General features: G+C 69.8%; 14 protein-coding genes. All 14 read right to left on the bottom strand.

Annotated elements, in window-relative coordinates; translation table 11 throughout:
• Positions 1 to 34: 34 nt before the first annotated feature.
• Positions 35 to 1,687, bottom strand: a complete 1,653-nt coding sequence (locus tag M3M54_RS02920) for an Nramp family divalent metal transporter (RefSeq protein ID WP_249020686.1) — start codon at positions 1,685 to 1,687, stop codon at positions 35 to 37.
• Between the two features lie 224 nt (positions 1,688 to 1,911).
• On the bottom strand, positions 1,912 to 3,177 hold the full coding sequence (locus M3M54_RS02915; protein WP_249020685.1) for a magnesium transporter MgtE N-terminal domain-containing protein: 1,266 nt from the start codon (positions 3,175 to 3,177) through the stop codon (positions 1,912 to 1,914).
• Between the two features lie 27 nt (positions 3,178 to 3,204).
• Positions 3,205 to 4,869 carry a DAK2 domain-containing protein gene (locus tag M3M54_RS02910; RefSeq protein WP_249020684.1) on the bottom strand — a complete coding sequence of 555 codons (1,665 nt, stop codon included), beginning with the start codon at positions 4,867 to 4,869 and terminating at the stop codon, positions 3,205 to 3,207.
• Between the two features lie 13 nt (positions 4,870 to 4,882).
• Complete coding sequence (rpmB, locus tag M3M54_RS02905; RefSeq protein ID WP_249020683.1) at positions 4,883 to 5,074, bottom strand: 50S ribosomal protein L28; 192 nt, start codon at positions 5,072 to 5,074, stop codon at positions 4,883 to 4,885.
• A 94-nt stretch (positions 5,075 to 5,168) separates the two neighbouring features.
• On the bottom strand, positions 5,169 to 5,630 hold the full coding sequence (ribH, locus tag M3M54_RS02900; protein ID WP_249020682.1) for a 6,7-dimethyl-8-ribityllumazine synthase: 462 nt from the start codon (positions 5,628 to 5,630) through the stop codon (positions 5,169 to 5,171).
• Positions 5,596 to 6,891, bottom strand: coding sequence for a bifunctional 3,4-dihydroxy-2-butanone-4-phosphate synthase/GTP cyclohydrolase II (locus M3M54_RS02895; protein WP_256465838.1), 1,296 nt, complete (start codon positions 6,889 to 6,891; stop codon positions 5,596 to 5,598). Before M3M54_RS02895 ends, ribH begins: the two co-directional genes overlap by 35 nt.
• A gap of 5 nt (positions 6,892 to 6,896) precedes the next feature.
• Positions 6,897 to 7,592 (bottom strand): riboflavin synthase, encoded by a 696-nt coding sequence (locus tag M3M54_RS02890; protein WP_249020681.1) that lies wholly within the window; start codon positions 7,590 to 7,592, stop codon positions 6,897 to 6,899.
• Complete coding sequence (ribD, locus tag M3M54_RS02885; protein ID WP_249020680.1) at positions 7,495 to 8,628, bottom strand: bifunctional diaminohydroxyphosphoribosylaminopyrimidine deaminase/5-amino-6-(5-phosphoribosylamino)uracil reductase RibD; 1,134 nt, start codon at positions 8,626 to 8,628, stop codon at positions 7,495 to 7,497. Before ribD ends, M3M54_RS02890 begins: the two co-directional genes overlap by 98 nt.
• Before the next feature lie 34 nt (positions 8,629 to 8,662).
• On the bottom strand, positions 8,663 to 9,337 hold the full coding sequence (gene rpe, locus M3M54_RS02880) for a ribulose-phosphate 3-epimerase (protein WP_371878638.1): 675 nt from the start codon (positions 9,335 to 9,337) through the stop codon (positions 8,663 to 8,665).
• Positions 9,338 to 9,384: 47 nt separating this feature from the next.
• The gene (locus M3M54_RS02875) at positions 9,385 to 9,612 is read right to left on the bottom strand and encodes a zinc-ribbon domain-containing protein (RefSeq protein ID WP_249020678.1); all 228 of its coding nucleotides are present in this window, start codon (positions 9,610 to 9,612) and stop codon (positions 9,385 to 9,387) included.
• 11 nt (positions 9,613 to 9,623) lie between these two features.
• Positions 9,624 to 10,940, bottom strand: a complete 1,317-nt coding sequence (gene rsmB / locus M3M54_RS02870) for a 16S rRNA (cytosine(967)-C(5))-methyltransferase RsmB (RefSeq protein ID WP_249020677.1) — start codon at positions 10,938 to 10,940, stop codon at positions 9,624 to 9,626.
• On the bottom strand, positions 10,937 to 11,758 hold the full coding sequence (locus M3M54_RS02865; RefSeq protein WP_249020676.1) for a methionyl-tRNA formyltransferase: 822 nt from the start codon (positions 11,756 to 11,758) through the stop codon (positions 10,937 to 10,939). The genes rsmB and M3M54_RS02865 overlap by 4 nt, the downstream gene beginning before the upstream one ends.
• Positions 11,755 to 12,348, bottom strand: coding sequence for a peptide deformylase (gene def, locus M3M54_RS02860; RefSeq protein WP_249020675.1), 594 nt, complete (start codon positions 12,346 to 12,348; stop codon positions 11,755 to 11,757). Before def ends, M3M54_RS02865 begins: the two co-directional genes overlap by 4 nt.
• 33 nt (positions 12,349 to 12,381) lie before the next feature.
• Positions 12,382 to 14,571 carry a primosomal protein N' gene (priA, locus tag M3M54_RS02855; protein ID WP_249020674.1) on the bottom strand — a complete coding sequence of 730 codons (2,190 nt, stop codon included), beginning with the start codon at positions 14,569 to 14,571 and terminating at the stop codon, positions 12,382 to 12,384.
• Positions 14,572 to 14,580: the final 9 nt, after the last annotated feature.

Here is a 14,580-nt window from a genome sequence, read left to right as displayed (position 1 = left end):
ACACTTTGCACCAGGCGGCGGCCGTAACGACTCCTCAGCCGCCGCTGAGCCGCACGGCCTTCAGGATCAGCAGCACGACCGAGACGATGAGGTAGAGCCTCAGCGTCAGCATCGCCAGCTTGCGGCCGCTTGACCACTCCGGCCTACCGAGCAGCGCCAGCGAGGGCATCGTCCACTCCTCCTTGGGAATGTCGTAGCCCGTGTCGAGCATCGTCACGCCGGCGGCACGCCGGCGGGAGCGCAGCACCACGGCGGCAAACACCAGCAATCCGGCGGCCAGCACCGCGCCACCGATCAGCGACACGCTGGTGACATCGATGTTCGGGAACAGCACCGTGGCCATGAGGATCAGCGACAACAGCACCAGCACCGCCACGATGACGCTCGCGATCGCATTCAGCCAGAACGGGTTACACCACGGTCCCAGGACCTCACGGTCGTTGCAGAGCAGCAGCAGGAACGTGCTTGCGCTGGGCAGCAGCACCCCCGCCAGGGCCTGAACCGCCAGCGTGATCACGCCCAGCGGGGCTCCCGGGATCAGCACGATCACCGCTGCGCCGACGATCAGTCCGGCAAAGATCGCGTAAAAGGCCTTGGCGTCGGCGAAGCTGCGGTGCAGCGAGCTCTTGGTGCCGAAAACGTCACCGAACGCGTAGCTCGTGGAAAGCGTCAGCGCGCCGGCGCCGATCAGCGATGCGTTCAAAAGCACGATCGCGAAGATCGCCCCCGGCACCGAGCCCAGCACGTGGCTGAGGGCGACGGCGGTCACACCGGCGTTCTGGAACTGGCCCGCGTAGCGCGTCCCCTGCAGCGCGAAGGCACTCATTGAGACGATCGCCACGGCGCCGATCACGACGACGAACGCGCCGATCCACGTGTCCATCCGCTCGTAGTTGATCCAGCGCGGCGTGATCCGCTTGTCAATCACGTTGGACTGCTGAAAGAACAGCTGCCAGGGAGCGACGGTGGTGCCGACCACCCCGATGATCAGCAGCACCGAGGTTGAGTTGGCGCCGCCCTTGATGCCTGGTATGACCAGATCACGGGCGATCTGGCCGTAGTGCGGGTGTGCCAGGAAGAAGAGCGGAATGACCAGCAGGCTGGCGAACACGAACACGAACATCGCCCGCTCCCAGGCCCTGAAGCTGCCGCTGGCGGTGATCCCGATCAGCGCCAGCGCAGCTATGGGTACGGCCACGTACTTGGACACGCCGAAGTAACCAAGGGCCAGGCTGACGCCGATGAACTCGGTCACGATCGTCAGGAAGTTCAGGATGAACAGGTCCCCAACCGAAAAGAAACCCCAGAATCGCCCGAAGCGCTCGTTGATCAACCTGGCGTGCCCGACACCGGTCACAGCCCCGAGGCGCACCACCATCTCCTGGTTGACGATCAGCACCGGGATCAGCAGCAGGAGCACCCACAGCAGGGTGGTCCCGTAGTTCTGCCCCGCCTGCGCGTAGGTCGCAACACCACCGGCATCGTTGTCCCCGACCATCACGATGAGGCCTGGCCCGACGATCGCAAGCAGCGCCAGTAGCTGCGCGCGACGGTTGCGCGGCCTGCCGCTCTCGTGCTGCTTGATCGTGCCGAAGGCGCCGCGAATGTCGCCAACATGGGCGGAGTCGAGCACGGTGCGTTCCCGCGACGCGGGCACCGCGGGCTGCTGTGGCTCTGTGCTGCTCATTGGGCTCGACCCCCCTGCTCGTGTTCGGCGCGCCGTGGCGGCGCGTCACCGGGGGTCAGCCGCGCCCCGGGTTCAGCTCCGACGCACGAGGGTGACCAGCCCGACGACCGCCGCACGCGGACTTCGCGGTTGATCCTGGTCTTGGTGTGTCAGCTGGTCATCCATGCGCGACCAGTGTAGCCCCGCCGGCGCAGCGCCGGAAGCTCGTTCACAACCTGGTGACGCTATTGCCGCGCGCCGGCCGAGCGCCGACGCCACTCCTCAGGCAGCAGCAGCTCGAGGACGTCATCCACGGCGATCAATCCGACCGGTCGGCCGTCGGAGGCGACGACCGGCATCGCCACAAGGTTGTAGTCGGTCATCAGGCGGGCCACCTCCGGCAGCTCCTCCTCAGGCGCGACCGTCGGGGCCTGAGCCTCGTCCTCCAGGAGGCTCGCGAGCCGCGCGTCGGCCGGGGCACAGACCAGCTCGGTCAGCGCCAGCGCACCTGCGAAGACGCCGTCAGCGTCGAGCAGGCAGACGGTCGAGAGCAGTTGGCCCCTCAGCGTGCTCTGGCGCACCCGCGCGAGCGCTGCTTCGACGGTGCCGTCGGCTGATACCGCCACGAAGTCAGGGTTCATCATGCCGCCTGCGGTCGACGGGTTGTGTCCAAGCAAGCGGCGCAGCTTCAGCTGCTTGGCGGTCGGCAGCAGGTTGAGCACGGGCAGGCGTCTGTCCTGCTCGATCTCGAGCAGCAGGTCCGCGGCGTCGTCGGAGGCCATGCGGGCAAGCACCGCGGCGATCTCTTCGTCAGAGCGCTCGCGCAGGAACTCCACCTGATGCTCGTCGTTGAGCTCCTCGAAGACATCCGCCTCGAGCTCCTTGTCGTGACCGACGGCCGCCATGATCTCCTCACCCTCCTCGTGCGAGGCCGCCTCCACCAGATCGGCGATCTGCGCCGGATGCAGATGCGCAAGGCGGCGCGGCGCGAGCTTCAGGCGGGAGGTCGGCACATGCGAGACGAACGGCTCAAGCTCATGCCAGCCCACGAACTGCTCCTGCCCGGTCACATCGCCGCGCAGGCCGCGTGGCAAGAGCCGCCGCAGGCGCAGCTTGAAACCTGAGTAGATCCCCGCCAGCCGCCAGGCACCCTCCTCGTTGGTGAGCTTCACATCGCGCGCTGTCACCAGCCGCGCGCTGGTCATGTCGATCACCCGGCGGTCAAGCAGGTCGCGCCGCAGCAGAACTTCACCAGGTCGGCTCTCGAACTGCGCGAGGTTGAGCTTGGTTGTGGCCGTCCGCGCGCCATCCGGCCCGAGCCGCTCGAGCGCCGCCACGGGCACAAACAGCTCGCGTCCGCCGATGCGCGCCCTGAGCCCGACCACGGGAGGCAGAACATCCGCGGAATCCAGGCGCACGATCACGTCCTGGATCTGTCCCAGCCGTCCCCCGGAGGAGTCGGTCAACGGACCAGCCACAAGCGATGAGAGGTTGACTGTGTTAGAGGGCATCGGCCGCTTAACGAGCCTAAGCGTACGCTATTCCGCCGACAGCAACCACCAATAGCTGCCCTGCCCACCGAACGCGAGCTCAAGCTCCGCCGGCCCTTCAACGAGCGCGCGCACGTCGTCGTCAGCGAGCGGGGCGCCAATGCCGCGCAGGCACGTGATCACCTCGGCGTGCTGGCCGAGCTGCTCGATCACCGCAGCGAGGACCACCGCCGGCTGGCCCCAGACGACCAGCTCGTCGTCGACGAAACCGAGCGCGTCACCTTGAGCAAAGCGCCCGCCGGGATCGGCACGGGCCGCGGGCGCGACCGCCCCCGTGCGCACGCAGGCAAGCAGCGCCCGCATCGCCTCGGCGTTCGCCAGGGCGTCGCGGCCAGGGTCAAGCGCGACCGCGGCGGCGAGCCCGGCCTGCAGCGACGTTGTCGGCACCACCAGGACCTGCTTCTCTGAGAGCTCGGCGGCTCGCTCTGCGGCCATCTGCACATTGGCGCTGTTGGGCAAAAGCACAACATCCTCTGCGCCCACCGCATGGATCGCGGCAAGCAGCTCACTGGTGGACGGGTTCAGCGTCGCGCCGCCGTCCAGGACCGTGGCACCAAAGCTCAGAAACAGGCTGCGAAAGCCCTCGCCGCTGGCGACGGCGAGCAGTCCACAGACGTCTGGCTCAACCGTGGCCGGCGCGTGGACCGAGCCGGGTATGGCCAGCCGCGCGTCGCGCCTTGAGACCTGCTCGCGCATGTCGGCAACGTCTATGCGCGAGAGCGCATGCGGTCCGAAGATCGCCATCGCACGCTCCGGCGAATCGGTGTGCACGTGCACCTTCAGCGTGCTGCGATCCCCCACCACCAGCACAGAATCGCCGATCCGCTCAAGCGCGTCCGCGTAGTGACGCTGGTCGAGCTGGAATCCGGTGACCGCGAAGTTCGTGCAGTAGCGGAATGTGGTGGAAGCGTGCTCCGGATGCGTGATGCGTGCTGGGGCGTGATGGTCGAGCGCCAGTGGCTCACCACCCTGGAGCGCCTGCACCATGCCGGCCAGCACGACGGTGAGCCCATAGCCGCCTGCATCGACCACACCGGCCTCACGCAGCACCGGCAGCAGGTCGGGCCCGCGCTTGACCGACTGCTCGCCGGCCTGAAGCGCCTTTGCCATCACCTCGGCAGCAAGCGCGTCCTGGGTGGCCGCGGTGGCGTCGGCCGGCAGCCGTGGTTGCGGCATCTGCGGCAGCTCGGTGGCGACCCGCGAGGCCATCTCCCGCACGACCGTGAGGATCGTGCCCTCGGTCGGGTTGCGCACCGAGCCGTAGGCCTGGTCAGCGGCACCGGCGAGCGCCGCCCCGATCAGCACCGGATCGACCCGCTCGCCGGAACGGCCGATCAGCTCCTGCGCGGCGCCGCGGATCAGCTGCGAAAGGATCACACCCGAGTTCCCGCGTGCGCCCAGCAGCGCCGCCCGGGCGACCGACTGGACGATCTCCTCCCGCCCGATCTGGTCGAGCGTGCTGGGACCGGACTCGCGCAGGATGCGATCGAGCTCGTCACGGACGGCGCGCAGCGTGAGCACCATGTTGTCGCCGGTGTCCCCATCGGCGACCGGGAAGACGTTCAGGTCGTTGATCTCCTGGCGGCGCTCTTCGAGCGCCGCCAGGCCTGCCTCCACCAACGCGTGGAAGCGCAGAATCGCAGCATCGCTCATCGCGAAGCTCGAATCAGCGAGCCTTGGTGACCTTGCCGGCTTTCAGGCAGCGCGTGCAGACGTAGACACGACGCGGGGTGCCGCCCTCATCGATCCGTACGCGCTGCAGGTTGGGATCGAACCGGCGGTTGGTGGCAACCATCGAGTGGCTACGGGAGTGGCCGAAGGAGGGTCCCTTGGCGCAGACGTGACAGACCTTTGACATACGGCGGCCCAGTATAGGCACTCCGAACGCATGAGCGACTCGCGACCGCGACCACGGCTGTCGGCAGGGCCGCAAATGCCGCCCAAGCGCCCGCCTATACCAGCTGGCGCTTGACCTCAAGGCCCGCCAGTGCGGCCTGTGCGGCGTGGGCACCGCTGTCGCGCTTTGAGCCGCCCCGGACCCTGGCGCGCGCCTGCTCCAGGCTGTCGACGGTCAGCAGGCCAAAGCCGACCGGAACGCCGGTGGAGCACTGCACCTCCTGCAGGCCGCGGGCGGCCTCACCACAGACATACCGGTAATGATCCGTCTCACCGCGGATCACAGCGCCGAGTGCGACGACCGCGTCGTAGCGGCCGCTGCGCGCAGCGTAGCCCGCGATCAGTGGAAGCTCGAAGGCGCCCGGAACCGAGAAGCTGTCGACCAACTCGACCGCAGCCGCCCGCAGGGTCTCGCGTGCGCTCTGCTCGAGCGCGTCAGCAAGCTCCTGGTAGAAGCGCGCGACGCAGAGCGCCACGCGGGTCTCAGCGATCATCGCGCTCGCCGGAACGCCTGCCACGCTCACGATCCTCGGTCTGCTCGTCATGGATCATCTCATCGTCAAGCCCGAGCGCCTGATGGTGCAGCATGTGGTCCATGCGGTCGCGCTTGGCCCGCAGATAGGCGCGGTTGTGCGGGTTGGCCGGATGGACGATCGGCAGCTGGGCGGTGACGGAAAGCCCGTGTCCCGCCAGGCCGGTGATCTTCTTGGGGTTGTTGGTCAGGATGCGGATGCTCGTCAGCCCGAGGTCACGCAGAATCTGGGCGCCGATCCCGTAGTCACGCAGATCGGCCGGTAGCCCGAGCCGGAGGTTCGCCTCGACGGTGTCCAGCCCCTCCTCCTGGAGCCGGTACGCCCTCAGCTTGTTGAGCAGCCCGATACCGCGGCCCTCCTGGCTCAGGTAGAGCAGCACCCCCGTGCCCTCGGCCTCGATCATCTCGAGCGCCGACTCCAGTTGCTCACCGCAGTCGCAGCGCAGCGAGTGGAACACGTCACCGGTCAGGCACTCCGAGTGGACGCGCACGAGCACGTCCTTGGCCCCCTCAACCTCCCCCTTTACCAGCGCGACGTGATGCTTGCCGTCCAAGAGCGATCGGTAGCCGACCGCCACGAAGTCACCGAAGGCGGTCGGTAGCTGCGTCGAGACCACGCGCTCCACCAGCCTCTCGGTGCGCCGCCGGTAGGCGACGAGGTCGGCGACCGTGATCATCTTCAGACCGTGGCGGGCACAGTAGCCCACCAGATCGTCGACCCTGGCCATCGTGCCATCGTCGTTCATCACCTCACAGATCACCCCGGCCGGGATCAGACCCGCCAGCCGTGCGAGGTCAACGGCCGCCTCGGTCTGACCGACCCGCTCGAGCGTGCCGCCGGCCTTGGCCTTGAGCGGAAAGACGTGCCCCGGCTGCACGAGCTCCCGCGGGCTCGCGCTTGGGTCGATCGCAACCTGGATCGTGCGGGCCCTGTCGGCCGCCGAGATGCCGGTGCTGACGCCGGTGCGCGCCTCGATCGATACGGTGAACGGTGTCTGAAACGACGATTCGTTCTTGGCCGCCATCAGGTTGAGGCCCAATTCGTCGCAGCGTTCCGGTGTGAGCGCCAGACAGATCAGGCCGCGACCCTCGCGCGCCATGAAGTTGACGGCCTCGGGTGTGACGAACTGCGCGGCCATCGTCAGGTCACCTTCGTTCTCGCGATCCTCGTCATCGCAGACGACCACCATCTTGCCCTGCCGAATGTCCTCGATCGCCTCCTCGATCGTCGCAAACGGGCTCTTCACGGCGCTCACCGGTCATCGCCTCCGCGCATCAGTCGCTCCACATATCTCGCCAGCACATCGACCTCCAGGTTGACCACCGCACCGGGCTCAAGCGCTGCCAGATTGGTGCGTTCGAGCGTCTCCGGTATAAGTGAAACGGTAAACGATCGCTCGTCGATTCCAGCCACCGTCAACGACACACCGTTGACGGTCACCGAACCCTTGAGCGCCATGTAGCGCAAGAGCGACGCGGGCGGTTGCACCGTCACGACGCGAGCAAAGCCGTCGGCGAGCACGCCGCTGACCGTGCCGACGCCGTCGACGTGGCCCTGCACGATGTGTCCCCCGAGCCGCTGGTCCACGCGCATGGCCAGCTCGAGGTTCACCGCTTGGCCGACGCTCACCTCGGCCAGCGAACTGAGCCGCAGCGTCTCGTTCATCACCTCGGCCTGGAAGCCCCCGGGCGAGACGGCAGTGGCGGTCAGACAGACGCCGTCAACGGCGACCGAGTCGCCCGGTGAAACCTCACCGGCCAGGCGCGTGGCGACCTCCAGGCGGGCGCCATCGGCGCCGTGCCGGATCGCGACGATCCGCCCCAGGTCGGCTACGAGCCCGGTGAACAGCTCACCACTCCCGCAGGCGGGCGCGCAGCAACAGATCTTCGCCGAGCTGCTCGCATTCGAGGGTCTGGGCGCGCAGGGCCTCCGTGACCGTTTCCACACCCTCGCCCTCGAGCGGCGCGCGGGCACCGCGCCCACCGAGCAGGACGGGCGCGATGAACAGCCTGACCTCGTCGATCTCCCGCACGTCGAGGAAGACTCCGGCAAGTCGCGGCCCGCCCTCCAGCAAAAGCGACGTGATTCCCTCTGCCCCGAGCTGGTCGAGCGCCGAGCGCACGCGCGCCTGCTCGTTCTCGCCGGTGGCGCAGATCACGCCGACACCGCGGGCGCGCAGCGCGTCGAGCGCGGGCCGCGGTGCCGCGCGAGATGTGACAACCGTCAGCGGCAGCGACTCGACGTCGTCGAGCAGCCTGGCGCCGGCCGCAAGCCGCGCGAGCGAGTCGAACACCACCCGTCGCGGCTGACGCTCCGCGAGCAGATCCGAGTCAGAGCCGCCCACGCGCGCTGAGAGCTGCGGGTCGTCAGCGGTCACGGTGCCGATCCCGACCGCGACCGCGTCGCTTTCGGCGCGCCAACGGTGCACCAGCTCACGGCTCGCCGCGCCGGAGATCCAGCGTGAGTCGCCGCTGCGCGTAGCGACCTTGCCATCAAGCGACATCGCGGCCTTGAAGATGACCCAGGGCCGGCCGCTGCGGGCGTGCTTGCGGAACGGCTGGTTGAGCAGCCGGGCCTGCTGTGCGAGCTCGCCGTCGGCGACGTCGACGGCGACGCCCTCGTCGCGCAGAATCCCGAGGCCGCGGCCATTCGCATGTGCGGAAGGGTCGTCGGAGGCGACCACCACGCGCCTGATCCCGGCCGCCAGGATCGCATCGGTGCACGGCGGCGTGCGGCCGTGATGGCAGCACGGCTCAAGCGATACATACAACGTCGCCCCCACCAGCGAGCGGCGCCCGGCGCTGCGGATCGCCTCCACCTCCGCGTGCGGCTCCCCTAAAGCCCGGTGGTAGCCCTCGCCGACGACCTCGCCACCAGCCACCAGCACCGCGCCAACCCGCGGATTGGGGCTCACCGCAGCGCCACCCAGTGCCGCCAGCTCGACGGCGCGCCGCAGATGACGCAGGTCCGCTTCGCTCCTCACCGGCACGCGCTCAAGCATACGTGCGTGCTCGGGCTCAGGCGTCTGCCCAGGCGGCCTGGGCGATGCGCTGGTAGGCGCCGCCCGGGTCACGCTCGCCGAAGATCGCGCTGCCGGCCACCAGCAGATTTGCCCCGGCGCGCGCGACGCCCGCCGCGGTGGCGCCATTGACACCACCGTCGACCTCCAGCGCCACCGCTCCGCCCAGCAGCTCGCGCAACGCCGCAAGCTTGGCGAGCGAGTGCGGGATCAGACGCTGGTTGCCCCAGCCGGGGTTGACGCTCATGCACAGCGCAAGGTCGAGCACGCCGTCGGCGGCGACATCGCTCAACATCGCCGTCGGCGTTGCCGGACAGATCGCCGCGCCCGCGCCGCAGCCGAGCTCACGGATGGCCTGCAGGGCGTAGTGCAGGTGCGCAGTGGCCTCGACATGCACCGTGATACTGTCGGCGCCCGCCCTGGCGAAGTCGGCCACCTGGCGTTCGGGCCGCTCGATCATCAAGTGCACGTCAATCACCGCGCCGGCCCCATGCACGATGCCGGCGATCGCGTCGACGACGTTGGCCCCGAACGTGATCGGGGGCACGAAGTGCCCGTCCATGACGTCAACGTGGATCACGCGCGCGCCCGCCGCCAGAACCTCGCGCAGCTGGCTTCCGAGCCGCGTCAGATCCGCGGCCAGGATCGATGGCGCGACCTCACGCCCGCCCATGCGTGAGCGCCTCTGCGCGTCCGGCAGCAGGCTCGCGGCGGCGTCGCTCACAGCGGTTTGAGCATGGTCGCGTGACAGTGGTTGCACTGCACGATGGCGGTCGTTGACATGCGCACGATGGTCGAGTGCTCGCCGCAGTTTGGACAGACGGACTGCAGCTCGTAGCGGCTCATGCAGTGCAGACAGCGGTAGCGCCCGGGAAGCGTGCCGGGACGCAGCCACGGCTCGCCGCAGCTGGGACAGTTGGGACCGAGAATCGCCTGCTCATCACGCACCTCCTAGAACTCTAACGTGCGCTCCCGCGGCGTCTCAGGCGCGCGATGTAGAAACCGTCGGTGTGCTCTGCGTGAGGCAGGATCTGCCACGCCCGGTCGAGCTCGAAGTCGGCGTTGGCCCCAAGGAAGCCCGCGATCAGCTGATCGGACTCAGGACTCGAGATCGTGCAGACCGAGTAGACGAGCGTGCCGCCGGGCCGCAGCAGGCGGCTGGCGTGATCGAGCAGCTCGCGCTGCGTCGTGGCAAGCGTCGCAAGCTCGCCCCGGCGCGGCTGCCAGCGCAGATCCGGCCGTGACTGCAGCGTGCCAAGGCCACTGCACGGCGGGTCGAGCAGAACGCGGTCAAAGCCCTGCTCGTCCTGGAATCTGCGGGCGTCGCGCGCAACCACGCTGACGTGGGCCGCCCCCATCGTCAGACAGGTTTGTGCAAGCGCCCGCGCGCGTCCCGCGTGACGCTCGACCGCCACTATCTCCCCCTCGCCGCGCATCAGCGCCGCCAGGTGCGTGGTCTTGGCGCCGGGGGCGGCACACAGGTCCAGCACGCGCTCGCCCGGCTGCGGGTCGAGCACCCGCGCAACCACCGCCGATGACCGCGATTGCGGCATCAGCGCGCCCTGGGCAAACAGCTCGGAGCCGAACGCGTCGTAGGGACCATCCAGCACCAGCACCTCCGGCAGCTCCGGCAGCCCCGGTTGTGCGTTCCACCCCGGCGCAGCCCGGGCGGCGCAGCCCGCTGGCAGCGCCGCCCGCACGGCCTCGGTCTCAGACCGCAGCGAGTTCACCCGGATCGCCGACTCGGCGGGCTCGTTGACGGTTGCAAGCAGCGCCCGGGCGGCCTGCGGCCCAAGCTGGATCCACCACAGCTCGGCCAACCAGTCCGGCACGGAGTGGCGCAGCGCCGCCGCTTGCGGGCTCTCCTCGGTCAGCGCCGCAAACCGCGCCGGCGCCTCGCGGCTGGCGCGGCGCAGCACCGCGTTGACGAGCGCGGCACCGCCGCGGCTATCCCGCTTGGCAAGCTCGACGCTCTCGTTCACGGACGCGTAGTCACTGACCCCGCCCAGGAACACGATCTGGAAGAGCCCGAGCCGCAGCGCCGCGAGGACCGCTGGCTCGAGCCGCTCGAGCGGACGCGACGAGAAGCCCTGGAGCAGGTGGTCCAGCGTGCGCCGTCGCTGTACGGTGCCGTACACCATGGCGGTGGCCAGCGACCGATCGCGGGGCGCGAGCCCGGCGGCGGCCGTGTGCAGCGCCCGATCGGCGAAGGCGTCCTGCTCAAAGACCCGCCGCAGCACCGTATAGGCGGCCACACGGGCCGGGGCGACGCTCACGCGCGACGCCCCCGCAGGTAGTCCGCGTAGGCCATCCGCCGCCCGCCGGCGGGCTGCACCGTCACGGGCTCAAGGCGGCCATCGCGGACCTGCGCCTCCCAGACGCTCAGCCTGCTGCCGTCGGGCGCCTCGAGATAGGCGCCGATGTGTGGCGAGAGCGCGCGCACCCGTCGCAGCTGCGTCTGGACCGCTTCGGCCGGGTCGAGCCGCCGCTCGCCGGGCTCAAGCTTCTCCGCATAGGTGGCGGCGCCGTCGTCCTGCGCCAAGCACTCAGGCTGCTCGTCCAGGGCGCGCACGAGCAGCTCACCACCAAGCCGCGCAAGCCGCGCAGCCAGTGAGCCGTAGTCGTCTGTGGGCAGGATTGGAGTGCGCTCGCTCAGGCAGACCGGGCCGCTGTCGAGACCGGCGGTCAGGCGCATGATGCAGACGCCCGTGCTCTCATCACCAGCGAGGATCGCGCGCTCGATCGGGGCGGCGCCACGCCAGCGCGGCAGCAGTGACGGGTGCACATTCAGGATCGGGTGGCGTGAGAGCAGCGGCTCGCGGATCAGCTCACCGTAGGCGCAAACGCAGAGAAACTCGGGATCCGCTGCCGCAATCAGCTCAAGAGCGCCCGGCTCACTCAGGGAGCCCGGCTGCGCCACCGCCAGACCGAGCTCGTGCGCAGCCACCACCACCGGCGGTGGTTGCAGGCGTCGCCCGCGCCCCTGCGGGCTGTCGGGCCGGCTGATCACGAGGCCCGGGCGATGCGGCGAGTTTGCGAGGCGCCGCAGCACGGCGGCCGCGAATGTGGAGGTACCGAGGTATACGGTCCTCACGCCTGCTGCTGGCGCTCCTGCCAGTCACGCAGGGTGCGCATCGCCTGCTTGCGCTGATCGCGTGGCGTGCGGTCGAGGATCAGCACGCCATTGAGATGGTCAAGCTCATGCTGGATGACGCGAGCCTCAAGCCCTGAGGCCTCGACCAGGATCTGCTCGCCGAACTCGTCCTGCGCGCTCACGCGAACATGGATTGGACGTTCGACGTCGACGTGCACGAGTGGCAGGCTGAGACAGCCCTCCTCGGCGATCTCCTGTTCACGTGAGGACCACACGATCTCCGGATTTACGAGCGCAGCGAGCGGAGCGCCGACCTGCACCCGGTAGACGAACAGCCGGTGGAGCACCCCGACCTGGGTGGCCGCCAGCCCGATCCCGAGCCCGTCGTCCATCAGCCACCCCATCCGCGATACCTCGTCGCGCAGCGCCTGGTCGAAGCGCTCGACCGGACGCGCCTTGGTTCGCAGCACAGGGTCGCCGAACTTGCGGACCTGCGCCAGCGCGGCGTCACGCCGCGCCGCCACCTCGGGGTCAAGGCCCGGCTGCTCGTCCTCGGTCTGCTCGTCCACCTCTTCCAGCGCGTCGCTCACGCTTTGAGTCTATTCCCGCGGGGCACGTGAGGCTCACTGCGGGTCGACATCGACGCTCAGCCTCACGCGGCGGTGGCGCCCCGACGCACCGAGCGCGTCCACGGCCGCTCTACTGGCCGCGACCACCGCCCCACGATCGGCACTCTTGAGCACCAGCTGGCAGCGCGCGCGACCGCGCAGTGCAAACAGCGGCGCCGGGCCGAGCACGGCCACCGTCGGGGGCGGCGCGAGGGTGGCGACGTGTTGGGCCAGTGCGTCGGCTGCAAGCCGAGCGTCCTCGGCGTCCGCGGCGGCGCAGACGATCCGCACCAGGGTCGCAAACGGCGGGTAGCCGAGCGCCTTGCGACGGCGCAGCTCGCCGCGCACGAACGTCTCCGAGTCATGGCCGGCAGCCAGACGGATCGCGCGTGCCGTCGGATCCTGTGTCTGGACCAATACGCGCCCGCCGGCGCTGGGAACCTGCCCACCGCGTCCGGTGCGCCCGGCCAACTGCGTGATCAGTGCGAAGGTGCGCTCCTCGGCGCGAAAGTCGGGGAAGCGCAGCGTCTGGTCGGCGTCGACCACGACACCGAGCCCGACATCGCGGAAGTCGTGGCCCTTGGCGACCATCTGCGTGCCGACCAGAACTCCGCTCGCGGCGGCTTGAAAGCGCTCGAGGATTCGCGCGCGCGCGTCGATCCCGGCGGCGTCGGCGTCCAGGCGCATGATCGGGAAGTGCTCGTCGCCCAGCGCCTGCTCAAGCTCGTGCTCAAGCCGTTCGGTGCCGGCGCCGTGACGCGAAAGCGAGACCGAGCCGCAGTCGGGGCAGCGGTCGGGGACGCGCTCGCGGTGGCCGCAGTGGTGGCATGCCATGTAGCCGCCCGCGCGGTGCAGCACGAGCGCCACCTCGCAATGCGGGCACATCCAGGTTCGCCCACAGGAGCCGCAGGATAGGAAGTTAGACCAGCCACGGCGGTTGAGCAGGACGATCGCCTTGCCGCCCTCGCGCCGGCAGTCTGCGAGCGCCAGGCGGGCCTGCGGGTGCAGTGGGTTGTGCAGCCCGCGCATGTCGAGGATCTCGACCGCCGGCATCAGGCCACCGTCAACGCGGTTTGTCAGCAGCAACCGTCGGGCGCCGAACACGGTCTCCGGCCGTGGTGTGGCGCTGCCGTAGACGAGCAGCGCGCCGTGCTCGAGCGCACGGTGCGCCGCGACCGTGCGCGCGTCGTAGCGCGGATCGCCCTCGTGCTTGTAGGAGCTCTCGTGCTCTTCGTCAACGACGATCAGACCGATGTCGGACAGCGGCGCGAACACGGCGGAGCGCGCACCGACACAGATGCGCGCCGCCCCGCTGGCCAGCCGCGACCACTCCTCGTAGCGGCGGCCGTCGCTCATGCCCGAGTGCATCACCGCCACAATCTCACCGAAGCGCGCAGTGAAGCGGGCGAGCGCCTGCGGCGTGAGCGCGATCTCGGGCACCAGCACGAGCACATTGCGGCCCGCGCGCAACACGGCCTCGGCCGCCTGCAGGTAGACCTCGGTCTTGCCCGAGCCGGTGACGCCGTGCAGGAGCAGCGGCGCTTTCCCGGCGGGTTCGTGCGCCAGCGCGTGGCGGATCTCTGAGAGCGCGTCCTGCTGCTCAGCCGTCAGCGGCAACGGCGCCGACGCGGTGCTCGAGACCTCAAAGCGCGGCAGCTGACGCGGCACCGCCGCGCGCTCCAGCGACACCAGGCCACGGGCCTCGAGCCGGCGCAAGAGCGGCGTTCCGAGCTCGGCCGTGGGCCGTGGGCCGGCCGCGAGCACGGCCAGCGCCTCGCGCTGGCGTGGCCCCAGCGGCGGGCTGAGGCTGAGCGTGCCGGTTGCCATCTCCGCCCCGGCCGCGGTCAGCGAGGCGATCAGCAGCCGCCGTTCGCGGACGCCGCGCAGCGCGCCCGGCGCCAACAGCACCTCAAGCGCCCGCGCGGGCGTCGAACAGTACTCGTCGGCAAGCCAGACGGCGAGCCCCACCAGCTCGGCCGGCAGCCTGGCGTCCAGCAGCTCGCTGGCGACGGCCAGCCGCTGCGCCGGCAGCTCGGAGCGCTCGGCGAGCTCGGCAATCACCGCCGACAGCGTGCGCCCGGCGAAGCGCACCCGCAACAGCGAACCGACGCCGACGCCGCGATCGACAAGCTCGGGCGCCAGCAGATAGTCGTAGAGGCCCGTGATCGCGCGGGTCTTCGTCAGCGGGACTACGCGCGCGATCAAGCGACGCTC

The sequence above is a fragment of the Conexibacter sp. S30A1 genome (assembly GCF_023330665.1).
Lineage (GTDB): Bacteria > Actinomycetota > Thermoleophilia > Solirubrobacterales > Solirubrobacteraceae > Palsa-465.
This window is presented reverse-complemented; position numbering and strand designations above follow the sequence as displayed.